The sequence below is a fragment of the Lysinibacillus sp. IITD104 genome, from assembly GCF_036698265.2.
GTDB classification, from domain to species: domain Bacteria; phylum Bacillota; class Bacilli; order Bacillales_A; family Planococcaceae; genus Lysinibacillus; species Lysinibacillus boronitolerans.
Map to the genome: position 1 here is coordinate 742,738 of NZ_JBAHYH020000001.1, position 15,176 is coordinate 757,913.

General features: G+C 37.5%; 15 protein-coding genes and 1 riboswitch. Of the genes, 9 read left to right on the forward strand and 6 right to left on the reverse strand.

All coding sequences use genetic code 11. The features are described 5' to 3' along the window. Positions 1-79: 79 nt before the first annotated feature. The 5 genes from V1L66_RS03800 (at position 80) to V1L66_RS03820 (ending at position 7,767) form a co-directional block, all read left to right on the forward strand. A complete protein-coding gene (locus tag V1L66_RS03800) occupies positions 80-1,228 on the forward strand; it encodes a DEAD/DEAH box helicase (protein ID WP_016993482.1) in 1,149 nt (382 codons plus the stop codon). A 1-nt stretch (position 1,229) separates the two neighbouring features. Then, positions 1,230-2,459: an aminopeptidase gene (locus V1L66_RS03805; RefSeq protein WP_016993483.1), complete on the forward strand. Its 1,230-nt coding sequence runs from the start codon at positions 1,230-1,232 to the stop codon at positions 2,457-2,459. Between the two features lie 29 nt (positions 2,460-2,488). Next, the gene (locus V1L66_RS03810; RefSeq protein ID WP_016993484.1) at positions 2,489-3,391 is read left to right on the forward strand and encodes a GDSL-type esterase/lipase family protein; all 903 of its coding nucleotides are present in this window, start codon (positions 2,489-2,491) and stop codon (positions 3,389-3,391) included. A gap of 141 nt (positions 3,392-3,532) precedes the next feature. Then, positions 3,533-4,690 carry an exonuclease SbcCD subunit D gene (locus V1L66_RS03815; RefSeq protein WP_333004940.1) on the forward strand — a complete coding sequence of 386 codons (1,158 nt, stop codon included), beginning with the start codon at positions 3,533-3,535 and terminating at the stop codon, positions 4,688-4,690. Then, positions 4,687-7,767 carry an SMC family ATPase gene (locus V1L66_RS03820; protein ID WP_333004938.1) on the forward strand — a complete coding sequence of 1,027 codons (3,081 nt, stop codon included), beginning with the start codon at positions 4,687-4,689 and terminating at the stop codon, positions 7,765-7,767. The genes V1L66_RS03815 and V1L66_RS03820 overlap by 4 nt, the downstream gene beginning before the upstream one ends. Positions 7,768-7,807: 40 nt before the next feature. On the opposite strand, the gene V1L66_RS03825 is transcribed toward V1L66_RS03820, so the two are convergent. Then, positions 7,808-7,930 carry a hypothetical protein gene (locus tag V1L66_RS03825; RefSeq protein ID WP_312124440.1) on the reverse strand — a complete coding sequence of 41 codons (123 nt, stop codon included), beginning with the start codon at positions 7,928-7,930 and terminating at the stop codon, positions 7,808-7,810. A gap of 55 nt (positions 7,931-7,985) precedes the next feature. Next, complete coding sequence (locus V1L66_RS03830) at positions 7,986-8,309, reverse strand: DUF4870 domain-containing protein (protein ID WP_036076947.1); 324 nt, start codon at positions 8,307-8,309, stop codon at positions 7,986-7,988. Between the two features lie 126 nt (positions 8,310-8,435). Then, a riboswitch (TPP riboswitch) is annotated at positions 8,436-8,543 on the forward strand. A 133-nt stretch (positions 8,544-8,676) separates the two neighbouring features. Between V1L66_RS03830 and thiT the strand changes: the two genes are divergently transcribed. Next, on the forward strand, positions 8,677-9,237 hold the full coding sequence (thiT, locus tag V1L66_RS03835) for an energy-coupled thiamine transporter ThiT (protein WP_036076950.1): 561 nt from the start codon (positions 8,677-8,679) through the stop codon (positions 9,235-9,237). A 162-nt stretch (positions 9,238-9,399) separates the two neighbouring features. Further along, complete coding sequence (gene map, locus V1L66_RS03840) at positions 9,400-10,155, forward strand: type I methionyl aminopeptidase (RefSeq protein WP_004225600.1); 756 nt, start codon at positions 9,400-9,402, stop codon at positions 10,153-10,155. Positions 10,156-10,183: 28 nt separating this feature from the next. Here the strand turns inward: map and V1L66_RS03845 are convergent, their stop codons facing one another. Next, positions 10,184-10,897, reverse strand: a complete 714-nt coding sequence (locus V1L66_RS03845; RefSeq protein ID WP_333004933.1) for a hypothetical protein — start codon at positions 10,895-10,897, stop codon at positions 10,184-10,186. 199 nt (positions 10,898-11,096) lie between these two features. Between V1L66_RS03845 and V1L66_RS03850 the strand changes: the two genes are divergently transcribed. Together V1L66_RS03850 and V1L66_RS03855 are read left to right on the forward strand one after the other, a co-directional pair. After that, positions 11,097-11,921: a polyphosphate kinase 2 family protein gene (locus tag V1L66_RS03850; protein ID WP_036076955.1), complete on the forward strand. Its 825-nt coding sequence runs from the start codon at positions 11,097-11,099 to the stop codon at positions 11,919-11,921. A 158-nt stretch (positions 11,922-12,079) separates the two neighbouring features. Then, positions 12,080-12,667 (forward strand): GNAT family N-acetyltransferase, encoded by a 588-nt coding sequence (locus V1L66_RS03855; RefSeq protein WP_016995361.1) that lies wholly within the window; start codon positions 12,080-12,082, stop codon positions 12,665-12,667. A 72-nt stretch (positions 12,668-12,739) separates the two neighbouring features. Here the strand turns inward: V1L66_RS03855 and V1L66_RS03860 are convergent, their stop codons facing one another. The 3 genes from V1L66_RS03860 to V1L66_RS03870 form a co-directional block, all read right to left on the reverse strand. Then, positions 12,740-13,303 (reverse strand): carbonic anhydrase, encoded by a 564-nt coding sequence (locus V1L66_RS03860; protein ID WP_004225593.1) that lies wholly within the window; start codon positions 13,301-13,303, stop codon positions 12,740-12,742. Positions 13,304-13,482: 179 nt separating this feature from the next. Continuing rightward, positions 13,483-13,617 (reverse strand): hypothetical protein, encoded by a 135-nt coding sequence (locus tag V1L66_RS03865; RefSeq protein ID WP_016995362.1) that lies wholly within the window; start codon positions 13,615-13,617, stop codon positions 13,483-13,485. 140 nt (positions 13,618-13,757) lie between these two features. Further along, the gene (locus V1L66_RS03870) at positions 13,758-14,999 is read right to left on the reverse strand and encodes an aminopeptidase (protein ID WP_333004926.1); all 1,242 of its coding nucleotides are present in this window, start codon (positions 14,997-14,999) and stop codon (positions 13,758-13,760) included. Positions 15,000-15,176 lie beyond the last annotated feature (177 nt).

The window sequence follows — 15,176 nt, forward strand, 5'->3', positions numbered from 1 at the left end:
AATTGCTTACGTACATATAAAGTAGGAACCTACGGAGTGTGTTAAACTAGTGTCAAGTAGATAGAAGGTGGGAAATAACATGTCAGTCATTAATTTATTAAAAGAAGAACTACAAGCAAAATGGAACTTTGAAACACCTATGAAAATTCAAGATGAAATGATACCAGCTATGCTTGAAGGCAAAGATATTGTAGCGGAGTCACCGACAGGATCAGGTAAAACGTTAGCATATGTCTTACCATTATTAAATAAAGTGAATGGGGCAAAAAAGCAAACACAAGGACTGATCGTAGCTCCCTCACAAGAGCTTGCTATGCAAATCGTAGAAGTCATTCGTGAGTGGACAGCTGGAACAGACATTACTGTTCAGCAGCTGATTGGTGGTGCCAATTCTGCTCGTCAAATTGAAAAGTTGAAGAAAAAGCCAACAATTGTTGTTGGCACACCTGGACGTTTAAACGAATTAGCACGAGCAGGAAAGTTAAAACTCAAAGAAGTCGAAACGGTTATTTTAGATGAATGTGATCAATTACTAAGTCGTGAATACCGTGTTGTTATTAAATCCTTTATCGAAGGTTCTGCCTATGGCCGACAAGTAGTTGTTGTTTCGGCTACGATTACAGAGGAAATTGAATTAGTGGCAAGTCGTATGATGTTTGAGCCTCTACGTTTTAAAATTAAGCCTGAGGACATGTTAAAGGTCGGTAAAGTTGTCCATTCTTTTGTGAAGGTAGAAGAGCGTGATAAAACGGATTTCCTGCGCAGACTTTCCCATACTGAGGGTTTAAGGGCGCTGGCTTTTGTTAATAATATCGATCAATTATTAATGAAGGAAACAAAACTACAATACCGTTCAGCACCAATTGTTACGCTCCATTCTGATATGAAGAAAGAAGAACGTAAAAAAGCGTTAGATGCATTCCGTAAAGGGGACGCACGTATTTTAATTGCAACAGATATTGCAGCTCGTGGTTTAGATATTGCTGGTTTAACACATGTTATTCATGTTGATGTTCCACGAACAATTGAACAGTATTTGCATCGTTCTGGTCGTACTGGCCGTGCTGGAGCAGATGGTGAAGTATTAACCTTATTATCTTATCGTGATGAAAAAACCTATAAAAAATGGACAAGGGAACTTCCATGCAAGCCTGTGCAAAAAATATGGCATGATGGCGAGCTGATTGAAGGTAATTCTAAAACAATTGGACAGAAGCGAGGGAAATAGTATGACATTTGAAGAGAAATTACAGGCATATGCAGAGCTTGCAGTAAAAGTGGGTGTGAACATCCAACCAGGTCAGTACTTATTAGTCAATACATCTGTGGATGCTTTAGATTTTGCCCGTTTAGTTGTAAAAGAGGCTTACAAGGCTGGGGCAGGCCGTGTTCATGTAAACTTTTCCGATGATGAATTGGATCGTGCTTATTTTGAGCATGCTTCCGATGAGGAATTTAATCGCTTCCCTGAATGGGTTGTGAAAATGCGTGATGAACTGATTGAACGTAAAGGAGCTCTATTATGGATTGATGCAGCAGATCCTGATAAGCTAACAGGAATTCCAGCAGACAGACTAGCAACACATCAAAAAGTATCAGGGGCAGCATTGAAAAACTATCGCAATGCAGTCATGAAGGATTTAATTGCTTGGTCCATTGTAGCTGTTCCTTCAGTTAAATGGGCAGCAAAGGTATTCCCTCAATTACCAGAAGAGCAGCAGGTGCCTGCATTGTGGGAAGCTATCTTTAAAACAGTGCATATTGGGGAAGGCAATGCAGTTGATAATTGGCGTCAGCATGTAGCTAATTTAGAATCTCGTGCACAGCTTTTGAATAATAAAAAGTATGCAAAGCTTCACTATACAGCTCCAGGTACAGATTTAACAATTGCTTTAGCACCACAGCATAAATGGCTAACTGGTGGTAGTAAAACACCAGAAGATAATGTTTTTGTGGCTAATATGCCAACAGAAGAAGTTTATACACTTCCAATGAAACAAGGTGTAAACGGTTATGTTAGTAATACGAAGCCATTAGTCTATCAGGGCAATATCATCGATGGCTTTAAATTAACATTTGAAGAGGGCAAAATTATTAAGGCAGAGGCTGAAGTAGGGCATGATTTATTGCAAGAGCTTATTCAAGTGGATGAAGGCTCATCCTACTTAGGTGAAGTAGCACTTGTCCCACACGAATCACCTATTTCAGCGTCGGAGATTTTATATTTCAATACGCTGTTTGATGAGAATGCTTCAAACCATTTAGCCATTGGTGAGGCATATCCGACTTGCTTAGAAGGCGGTAGAGACCTAGAAAACGGTCAACTTGAAGCTTTGGGTGCCAATATTTCTGTGACGCATGAAGACTTCATGATTGGCAGTGGTGAAATGGACATTGATGGTATTTTACCTGATGGTACAGTTGAGCCAATTTTCCGCAAGGGTAGCTGGGCTTTTTAACCTTTAGTAAAAAGAAAAGAGGGAAGCAGATGAAACGAATATGTAGCTTGCTAGGTATGACAATATTATTCATAACTTTTTGGGTTTCATCTGCTTTTGCTCAAACAGAAAGCTATGTGGCGATTGGTGATTCCTTAGCAGCGGGTCAAACACCCTACAAAGAAATTGATGTAGGGTATAGTGATTTGATTGCCATGAAATTAAGTTCGATTGGTCAATTATCATTTTATACAAAAGAACTGGCTTTTCCTGGCTTTACAACGGCGGATGTATTAGAACGAATACGAACTGAGGAAGCACAAAATTTATTAGCAAATGCGACACTTATTACAGTTTCGGCAGGGGCTAATGATTTATTACGTCTTGTCCAGGTAAACCCAAATGCAGGAACCTTAGCTTTTTCACAGCTTCAGGTAGATTACGCTTTAAATTTGGCAAGAAAAAATATGATATCGATTTTGGCTGAATTAGAAGAACGTGCGCCTAATGCAAAAATCTATGTCATAGGCTATTATTTTGCTTATCCAACAGTTCATCCGACGCAAAAAGAAGGAACCAATGCACAGCTAGTTAGATTAAATACGATTTTACAACAACAAGCAGAGCAAGCTGGAGCGGCTTATATAAATGTCTATGATGCCTTTGGATTGAATGCAACTAACTACTTACCAAATAGTGCAGATGTCCATCCAAATTTTGAAGGCTATCGACAAATGGCTAACTCATTTTTACAGGTTTATAGTGGTAGTGGTGCATTAAACATCTCTTCATCAGAATTGCCAGAGCCAAATCCTATGTCATTTGAGGATATCCTCAAGCAACAATCCTCAGTGAAGCCTCAGCAGCAAAAAGTGGTACAACATCAATCTCCACGTACGACTTACGTGATTCAGGGATTCCCAGGATATAAGGCATTTATCAAATACATCTAAATAATTGATATCTAAGGCATCTTACCTAATAAGATGCTTTTTTCTATGAAAACCAATTTTGGCTAGAACTACTAAACCTTTAGAGAGCACTAGATGGGGAATAGTCATGCTAAAATATAGAGAAGACTAGGAGGTACTAGAATGAAAATATTTCATACAGCAGACTGGCATTTAGGAAAGCTTGTTCAAGGCGTCTATATGACAGAAGATCAACATTATATTCTTCAACAATTTATACAAGCAATAGATGAGGAAAAACCAGATGTAATTATCATCGCAGGTGATTTATATGATCGTTCGATGCCTCCTATTGAGGCAGTTAATTTATTAAATGATGTATTAGCGAAAATAGTATTAGAGAAGAAGATTCCTGTTCTAGCAGTGGCGGGAAATCATGATAGTGCAGGTCGTTTAAATTTTGGTAGTCGTTTAATGAGTGATAGTGGTTTATATATTAAGGGCCAATTTACAAAAAATCATGTACCTATTGTTTTGAATGATCAACATGGAGAAGTGCATTTCCATTTAGTGCCCTATGCGGAGCCAGCAGCTATTCGCAACATCTTTGAAGAAGAATCAATCCGTTCTCATCAAGACGCCATGCAAAAAATTATTGAGCATATCACGGAAGACATGGACACAAGTAAGCGTCATGTATTTGTTGGACATGCCTTTGTGACGAAGTATGGTGAGGAAGAAGCCAATACTAGTGATTCCGAGCGGCCACTTTCCATTGGAGGCTCAGATTGTGTGAATGCAGCTTTATTTAAGCCTTTTCACTATACGGCACTTGGACACTTACATAAGGCACATTTTGTCTTAAATGAAACCATTCGCTATGCAGGCTCTATCTTAAAATATTCATTATCTGAGCATTCACATGAAAAAGGCTTTTTAATCATCGAATTAGATGAACAAGGTAATACAACAGTAAGTAAAAGAAAGCTTGTGCCAAGAAGAGATCTGCGAGTAGTAGAAGGTCAATTAGAGGAGTTATTAACGCACACACCAAGTGAGGATTATGTATTTGTTAGATTGACGGATACAATATCTGTGACTTCACCGATGGAACGTATTCGTAGTGTATATCCCAACGCTATGCATGTGGAACGGAAGGTACTAAGGCAAGATACATCACGTGAACTACAAGTGGTAGAGGCTGAAAAACTAGAGGATATAGATTTATTCCGTTCATTCTTCACTAATATTATTGGCGTTCAGCCTGATGAAGATACGGAACGCTTATTCACAGAGATGTTACAGGAATTATTAGATGAGGAGCGAGAGACTGTAAAATGAAGCCATTAAAGTTAACAATTACTGCGTTTGGTCCATATAAAGACACGGAAGTAATTGATTTTCAAGAGCTAGGGGAGCATCGATTGTTTGCCATTTCTGGAAAAACGGGTGCAGGTAAAACAACTATTTTCGATGCTATTTGCTATGCTCTTTACGGATCAGGTAGTGGGGAGGATCGGCAGGATACAGCTTTACTGAGAAGCGGCTTTGCGCCTGATGATGTATATACAGCTGTAGAGCTCGTCTTTGAAATGCATGGGAAAGTCTATCAAATAGTACGACAGCCAGGTCATATTAAAGAAAAAAATAAAACGGTTACTGGGAAGAAAATAGAGCTAGCAGAAGTAAAAGAGGGAAAGCTGGATTATAGCATTGTAGAGAAACAGCAAACGCTTGAAGTCGATAAGAAGTTACAGGAAATTATTGGTCTCACAAAAGATCAATTTAGCCAAATTGTGATGTTACCTCAAGGTGAATTTAGAAAATTATTAACCTCTGATTCAACAAATAAGGAAGTAATTTTACGGAAAATCTTTAAAACAGATCGTTTCGGTGTCATGGCGAAAAAGCTTGATGCCAAGCGTAAAGAAGCAGAAAGTGATCTTGAGCGTGCCAAACAATTAAAAGAACATTTACTTGGTCAAATTGTGGGCGCCTTACCACAGCGTTCATCCGCTTTATTCACATTGATTGCTGATAATACAGAGAATCTACATCAACTGACAGAGGCGCTTGATGAGGAGCTTAGCTACTATAAGAAATGTGGAGAAAGTGAACTGCTACACTATGAAGAAGCGTATAGCCTTCATCAAAAAGAGCAGGAATATTATCGCTTAGCAAAAACGCTGAATGAGCAATTCGATGAGCAAGCTAATCGACAGCAGCGGTTGCAAACCCTTTTACAACAGCAGGATTTATACCAAGCAAAGGAGCAGGAGATTGCTTTAGCAGAACAAGCAGAGCGACTTACGCTGCAAGAACAACAATGCAAGGATTTACGTGCTGAACTGAATGTAAAAGAACTAGCTTTTCAACAAGCAAAGGTTAAGCAACAGCAGTCACAAGAACAGTTGCAAGAAGCACAAGAAAATTATGAGAGAGAAGAGGCTAAAGAATCTGAACGACAGCAAATCTTACAGCAGGAAATAGAGATGCTAGCGCTATTACCGAAATTTGAAGCGTATGAACACAATGTACAACAGCTGCAAATAGCAGAGCAGTATGCTGAAAATGCAAAACGAGCAGTACATGATAACCTCAAACTTTTGGAAAATGAACAAGAGCAATTACAGCATTTTTCTCAATCATTAGAAGGCTATGAGAAACAGGTTGAACCCTATGAAAGCTATTTAGAACAATTACCGAAACTACGGGAACAGGTTGCTTTAATCAAGCAAGCGGAGAAATATAAACATGCCGTAGAGTTAGCTAGGCAGGATGTAGTTGCTTCAGAAAGTCTCTATCAAGAAAGTAAAGAGGCTCTTCAACTTTTGCAGCAACGGTGGCTGACGAGTCAGGCTAGTATTTTAGCCAAACAGCTGAAGGAAGGAGAGCCTTGTCCTGTTTGTGGTAGTATGACACATCAGAAAGCACACAATGAGCAACTGGAAGTGATTGAGCTTACTCAAGTGGAAGCATTAAGAGCGAAGGCATCCGCAGACGAACGTAAGTATCTAGAGAAAGAGGCATTTTTAGCATCTACGCAGCAACTACTTCAAGATACTTGGCAACAACTTGAGGCCCAAAATATTAAACAAGAAGACCAATCACAAATCATCGCTACCTTACATGAAATGGAACAGGAGATTGCTGCATTAAAAGCTATTCATCATCAACTAGCTGATGTGCGATTAAAAATAAAGCATCAGCATGATCGAATAGAGCAACTACGGAATAAGCAAACAAAGCTAGAGCAATATTTAGCGGAGCAGATAAAAGAATGGACAAGATTAGAAGCAGTTGTAGAAGAACAGCTTAAGCAGATGCCTGCTAATTTACCAACTTTACAGCAATTAAAGCAACAACTTATGGATGTTAGCAAACAGAAAGAAGCGCTTCAAAAAAGTTGGCAAGCAAGTCAAGAAAATTTACATGCTGCAAAGGAAGCGGCTAGCAATGCAACACTAACTGTAGAAATTACCAAACAGTCCTTTGAGGAATTGCAGCTTAAAATAAATGAAAAGCTTCAGCAATTTACAGCAAATATGCAAGAAATAGGTTTCGAAAGCTATGAGGCTTATGCTACTGCTAAACGGAGTGTCATACAATTAGATGCACTTCGAAAAGCATGTAGCGACTATGCTTTACAAGTACACACGTTGCAAATCCAGATTACCGAAGGGGCTACATATCTTCAAGGGAAAGAGAAGCAAGATTTAGTGGCGATGGAAGCAAGGGTAGAACAGCATCGTATTTCCTATGAGGAAGCATTTAAACGTTTGCAACAGATGAATGGATTTGCACAAGCATGCCAAGGCTTTAGTGAAAAGGTGAAAGAAATAGCGAAAGAGCTTCATTTACTTGAACAAGAAGCAGGGCGAGTAAAGGAGCTCTATGGATTATTAAATGGACAAAACTCGAAAAAGCTATCCTTTGAGCGTTATATCCAAATTAATTACTTAGATCAAATTACAGTTGCTGCCAATATACGGCTATATCATTTATCAAACGGTCAATTTGAGCTTAGGCGCTCAGATAGGTTAGAAAAGCATGCGAAGCAAAGTGGACTTGGTCTTGATGTTTATGATGCCTATACGGATCAATTACGAGATGTCAAAACATTATCAGGTGGCGAGAAATTTAATGCTTCGTTAAGCCTTGCATTGGGGATGGCAGATGTGATTCAAAGCTTCCAAGGTAATATTCATATTGAAACGATGTTTATTGATGAGGGCTTTGGCTCACTTGATGAGGAATCACTAAATAAAGCAATTGATACATTAATTGATTTACAGGATTCTGGTCGCATGATTGGTGTAATTTCTCATGTACCTGAATTGAAATCTGCGATGCCAGCGGTTTTACATGTGGAAAAAACATTGAATGGCCATAGTCAAACCCATTTTGAAGTGAAATAAAACGAAGGCGTATTTCCAGAAAAAGGAATACGCCTTCGTTTTATTTTTTTCTAGCTGTGGTTGTAGGCGTTGTTCCCTTTTTTGCAGCCATTACTTTTTTTACGATAGGAATAACAATAGGTGCTAACTTGACGGCAGTTTTTACAACGTTTGATACTTTCATCCCAAAACAGCTCCTTTTACAATTACTACTACCTGTTTCACTTAAAAATAAAACATTAACGGATAACACGAACAGCCTGAATTATATTCCAAATCACAATACCTAGTGAGACGAGCGCATAGATGGCGAATGAAGTAAACCAAATAATCATCATGGTCTTGTTGCTGGAGGTTGGATCTAAACTAAATGTAGAAAAAACAAAGACAATAAAGAATAGAATGCCAAAAACAAAAGGTATTAAATGAGAGACAAGTGCACGAATCGAATGTCTTTTTACATCACTGTCTTTTGTCACAAAATAAACAATTAATGGAACGATAAAAGGGGCGAAGAAAATACTAAGATAACTAAAGGCAGCTAAAATTTTTTGATTCTCCATAGTTGTACCTCCTTTTTAAATATTTACGCATGAAAAACAGCAAAGTTTCAAAAAATATATTGTATAGAAGGTTGTAATCCTCCTATCCATTGCGTACAATGAGATTGTTCAAATAAATTCAGATGTAACGACCACAAGGGGAGCTGATGATGTCAGCTGAGACTGGGCACGTAATGCCTTGACTCTTCGAACCTGTAAGTTAACGCTTGCGTAGGGATGTGGATAGAAACCGACACTTGTACGATGTGAGGCTCTGTCCTGACATCGTTTTTTCATTCTTAAAGGAAAAAGGTGTCAGAAAGAGACATATCAGCGCTTTTCTATTCCTGCTCTTGTATCCTACATCGGAACAAAGGAGAGAATATGTATGGACAAAAAAAGACTATTAATGCTAGTGGAGATTGCGATTTTTGCAGCGATTGGTCTCGTACTGGATCAAGTTTCCTTTAAAGTATGGGCACAAGGCGGTTCAGTTAGTCTTGTTATGGTACCAATTATGTTAATAGCATTTCGCTGGGGCTTAGTAGCTGGGTTAACAACGGGACTACTTGTGGGTGTTATGCAAACAATGTTTGGTTCCTATATAGTGCACTGGCTACAAGGATTATTGGATTATGGAGTTGCTTTTACAGTTGTAGGTTTAGCGGCGGTTGTACGTGGACCAGTGTTAGACGCTGCTAAACATATGAATAAAACTAAAATGGCACTTTATATAATAATAGGTACCGTTTTCGCAGGCTTCTTACGATACACAGCACATACAATTGCTGGTGCTGTATTTTTTGCCGAATATGCGGGCGACCAAAATGCATGGATCTATTCCATCATCTACAATGGTACATATATGCTACCAGCAACTATACTAACGGCAATCGTTGGTGTTCTTTTATTCACAGCCGCTCCACAATTAATGCAAAGAAAAGCTTAATGCAAGTCCCTTCACATGAGTGGAGGGACTTTTTTGTCGTGAATAGCTCTTTTAGCACTTTGCAAAGTAGGTAAGCATACAATATTTAAAGCGTTTATCGTTATACGCATAAAAAGTTATGTTATATTAAAGAATAGATATTAGATGAAAGGGACGTTATACATGATTGTAAAAACGCAAGAAGAGATTGAAGCTTTTAAAAAAATAGGACGCATTTGTGCTGAAATTCGCGAAGCGATGAAAGCTGCAACAAAACCAGGTGTTACAACACTTGAGCTTGATGAAATTGCTGGCCGCATGTTTGCAGAGGCAGGCGCTATTTCTGGACCAAAGGGAGAATATGATTTCCCAGGGTATACATGTATTAGTGTTAATGAAGAAGTAGCACATGGTATTCCAGGAAAGCGTGTTATTCAAGAAGGGGATATCGTAAATATTGATGTTTCTGGCTCTTTAAATGGTTATTTTGCTGACACAGGAATTTCATTTGTTGTTGGTGATGGCTATGAGGACAAAGAAAAGCTTTGTCGTGTTGCCAAAAGCGCCTTTGATCGAGCAATGACAAAGGTAAAGGCTGGATCTAAATTAAATCAAATTGGTAAAGCAGTTGAACGCGAGGCAAATGCTAATGGCCTAACTGTTATTATGAATTTAACAGGTCATGGCTTAGGTCAATCTTTACACGATGAACCAAACCATATTTTAAATTATTACGATGCATGGGATTCTACCATTATGAAAGAAGGTATGGTACTTGCGGTTGAGCCATTTATCTCAGCAAATGCAGAGCATATCGTAGAAGCTGGTGATGGCTGGACATTCGTGACACCGGATAAATCACTTGTAGCTCAAATCGAACATTCAGTCATTGTGACAAAAGATAAACCGATTATCTTAACGTCATTGGACGAAGAATAGAATGAAATGAAAAATCCTGCTAACCAATTTATTTTTGGTAGGCAGGATTTTTTTTAATAAATAAAATGCCAACAAAGAGAACACCACATAAAAATAAAGCAGCTGTAGTGACAAGTAGCTCATCAAAACCATTATGTATGGCGATTCCAATATAAGCCCAAATAAAAACACTCGGAAACATAACATCAAAGTGATGGAAACGGATATGTAGTGCAATTACTCCTCCTAATGTCAGTAAAATCACTGCCCAAAGAGGCGTACTGAGACCAAAGCCATTCCAACCATAAGCCGTTAACGTAAAGCTTGTATTTGTTATAAAAATAAATGTCATCCATGCCAAATAAATGGAGAAAGGAATACGACCAGACAAGGCTTTGTCCTGAAGAGGGTACGTATTATACAACATAAATAAATACAAGACTAAGAGTAATGTAATGCCAAGAGAAACAATAAATAACTCATGATGCCAGACGTATAACGTCAATGCTTGTAATATATTTATGCAACTAAAAAGCGCAGACTGTTTCAAAGTTGTCTTTTTCATGTTCATAACTAACCAATAACCGAGTAAAAAATAAATGATAATCCAAATTACATGACTTACACTAACTGGTGCAAATACAACAGAAAAACGATTAGCGATTTCTAGCGAAGATTGACCGTTGATGTTCACGAAAAAGGATGAAAAGGTTAGGATGATTGAGACAAGATAAGAGATTGTCATCATAATAAACCGAGGCATGTTTTCCTCTCCCTTCGTGTTAGATTGTATAGGGAAAAGACAAATAAGTATAGTACTGTCACTTTTTTTATTATAACGGAAATTTCCAACAATGTATTGTGTTGTTTTACTATTTATACCTACAATTTACCATGTCTGATAGGCATCCATATCTTTCTTTAGTACAATAAGAATATCCAAATAAAAGGAGTGAAGTTTCATGACACAAAATTTGAAAAATCTAGATCTAACTGTTGAACTAGACAAAAAAATGTATAAAAAGAAATTAAAAGTACTCCAATATGAAATGTTGAACGCACAACAATTTTTATTAAAAAACAAGATTGGCTTGATTTTGGTATTCGAAGGAATGGATGCGGCTGGTAAAGGTGGCGCTATTAAACGATTAATCGAACGTGTCGATCCTCGCGGTTATGTTGTACATCCTATATCTGCCCCTCAAGCTCATGAATTACGCTACAATTATTTACAACGATTTTGGAGAAAATTGCCTCAGCATGGGCAAATCGCTATTTTTGATCGCTCGTGGTATGGTCGCGTATTAGTAGAACGCATCGAAGGATTTGCAACAAAGGATGAATGGTCTCGTGCTTATGAAGAAATTAATAATTTCGAGAAGATTTTAACTGCAGGAGATTACATAATTATTAAGTTCTGGCTTCATGTATCAGATGAGGAGCAATTAAAACGCTTTAAAGAACGTGAACAAAACCCTTATAAATCTTGGAAGTTAACAGCCGAGGATTGGCGCAATCGAGATAAAACACCTCAGTATATTGAAGCAGCAAACGCGATGTTTGAAAAGACAGATAAAAAAGATGCGCCATGGATCTTAGTAGCTGGAGATGACAAAAAGTATGCCCGTGTACAGGTGCTACAAGAAACCATTGCACACATTGAACGAGAGGCTCAAAAACGTGGTCTTCATTTAACAAATGTGTTAGACAATACACAACTAGAGGATGCTGATTCCTCCAGCTTAGAAATAGTAAACGAGAAAAAGAAAGAACAAAAAACTAAATAATTGAATTGTGCTGTTATGACAATAAGACATGAGCTGTTTTGGTTGTAGCAGCCTCTTTTTTTACATACAATAATATAAAAATAGGGTTTGGAATGACGGATTGACCAATGTAACAAAGAGAAATGTATTGATTTTTATTGGAAGGCTAGTGTGGAGAAATGGTGCTTAAAATTTGGAATCTATTAAGAAAAAAGGGTGGGAATGTGGTAACGATAAAGGGGGAAAAATGCTACATCCGCACATTCCAAGAAAAAGATGCACGAAGTTTAACGGGTCTCGTAAGCCGTAATAAATATTTTTGGTCTATATACGAGCCACTGCAAAGACCTGAATACTATACAGTCGATGCTCAATACAAAAAAATCCAAGAAAGTCTCTATTTAATGGAGTCAAAGCGTGAATTTACGTTTGGTATTTTTGAGCATGGTACAAACAATCTAATAGGGCATATTGCACTTTATGCTGTCAAACGCTTACCGTACTCGAGTGCATTTGTTGGCTATGCGATGGATGAGATTTATGTTGGAAAGGGCATTGTCACAGAAGCTGTGAATATGGTGGTTCGATTTGCATTTGAACAAATTGGTCTACATCGTGTAGAGGCCTATGTATCAACACAAAATAATGCCTCCATGCGTGTATTAGAGAAGGCTGGATTCCAGCAGGAGGGTCTGCTAAGAAAGCTACTGTATATCAATGGTCATTGGGTAGATCACTATATGTATGCACGTTTAGAGGATGAATAGAATAATAAGTGCCTATCTTCCACATAGTGAGGATAGGCACTTGTTCTTTTATGAATGTATCAAGAAATAATTTTATTGTTTATTACCATCTTCAATTAAATCTAGATGACCTGTATTTGGATCAATTATTAAACCATGAACAGGTACGTCTTTAACCATTAGTGGGTGATTACGAATTGTATCGACACTTTTCTTAACACTTGTTGCTACATCACCGAAACCTCGTAAAAATTCTTTTAAATCAAAACCGGAATATTCCAACATTTTGATTGTTTCTGGATCGATGCCTCGTTGTACCATTTCGCTAAGCATGGCATCAGGATCAACCGCACTCATACCACAGTCATAATGTCCAACGACATACACCTCATCAGCTTGTAGGCCATAAACAGCAACTAATAAACTACGCATAACTGCACCGAAAGGATGGCTTACTAACGCACCAGCACTTTTCACTATTTTTACATCGCCATTACGCAAATTCATCGCTTTTGGTAAAAGCTCTACAAGACGAGTATCCATACAAGATAAAACAACAATACGTTTATCAGGATATTTCGTAGTGATGAATGGCTCATATTTTTTTTCTTGTACAAACTCTTTGTTAAATTCTAGAATATCTTGTAACATTGTCATGAATATTGCTCCCTTCCTTACAAAAAATATTGTAGAGCAAAATTTCCAATATGCAAACAATAAAGACTGTATTCAGATAATTTTTACAATAAAGAAGCAGTTTCATACGCTTTAGTAGATGAAATAACTTATAAGCTATAAAAAAACAGCTACCTATAATAGTAGCTGTTTTTTACACATTAAAATTTTTCGTTTGGCTTTGGATCTACAGTTACTGAAGACTTGCTATCTAAACCAACTTGTAGGTAGTGGATGAAGAATCCCATTGAAATTAATAAAACTACTGAAAAGCCAAGAACAGTTGTAACGAACATTATTAGAGCTCCTCTCTACTTAAATGATCTACTAAAACTCCCTAAAACAATTATACAATAGGTTACTAGGAAAATCTAAGGATAATTTATGACAACCTTAACATACTTAGCCTAGAATACTATTAGTAGGAATGGATTATTTAGAATGCCCAATTTCCATCACGGAATATTGGGTCTATTTGATCATCATGTGTTATTCCGTTTATATTCATTTTATTCGAGCCAATCATAAAGTCTACATGTGTCAAGCTTTGATTAAGACCATGCGCACTTAGTTCCTCAGAAGTCATTTCTTTGCCGCCCTCAATGCAAAATGCATAGGCACTACCAATGGCTAAATGATTGGATGCATTTTCATCAAACAATGTATTGTAAAATAATAGGTTGGATTGTGAAATAGGTGATTTGTGTGGCACTAATGCTATTTCACCAAGGTAATGAGCACCTTCATCCGTTTCAATAAGAGAAGCTAAAATTTCTTGGCCTTGCTCCGCCTTGACGTCAATGATTCGACCATCTTTAAATGTTAAGGTGAAATTATCTATAATATTGCCGCCATAGCTTAAAGGCTTAGTGCTTGATACATAACCATTAACACCTGTTTTTAACGGTGCTGTAAAAATTTCTTCAGTTGGCATATTGGCCATAAATGTTTGGCCTTGTGTACTTTTACTACTACCTCCTGTCCACACATGACGTGGAGGCAGTTCAATTGTTAGATCCGTGCCTGGTGCCGTATAGTGCAGTGACTTAAATTGCTTTGCATTTAAGTAATCAGCTTTGCTATGTAATTCCTGATCATGGGCATGCCAAGCTTCAACAGGATTTTCAACGTCTATACGTGTGGCTGCAAAGATAGCTTGCCATAATGCATCTATTTGCTGTTCTTCTGGTAGGTGAGGGAAGACCTTTGCTGCCCAAGCTTTAGAAGGAGCAGCAATGACCGACCAGCTAAATTTATCTGCTTGCAACCAATGATAATAGTTTGCAAGTGCTTGGCCAGATGCTTTTTGGAATGCCATGATTCGATCACGCTCAATACCTTTTAATAAATCTGGATTTTGTGAGCTAATGCTTAAGAAGGCAGCACCGTGTTCAGCTAACCATTCACGTTCCTGCACTTTCCATGGTGGGAAAAAATCAAATGAGTCTTTTGGTGCTCCTTCATAGCGAGCACGTACAAGTTCATCATCGGATATATCGACAAAAACTTGTTTTGCACCATTTTTATAGGCTATTTTAGTAATTATTTGTGCGAGTTTTAGATTATCAGTCGAACAGCTTATATAAAGATACTGATCTTTTTGGATATTTACTCCTACTTTCACCGCTAACTCTGCATATTTTAGTAATTTTGTGTCAAACGATAATAACAAAATCATATCCCCCTTCAATTTAAGACAGTTAAGTGTATTATTCTTAATTCAATATAATCAAAAATGGTCGAAATGTGAATAAAAAGCATTAATTACATCGAAAAATATATGAAATACATTTATACTAGAAATATATATATTTAAAATATGGAAAAAAAGACGAAATAACATTAGATAGTAGAG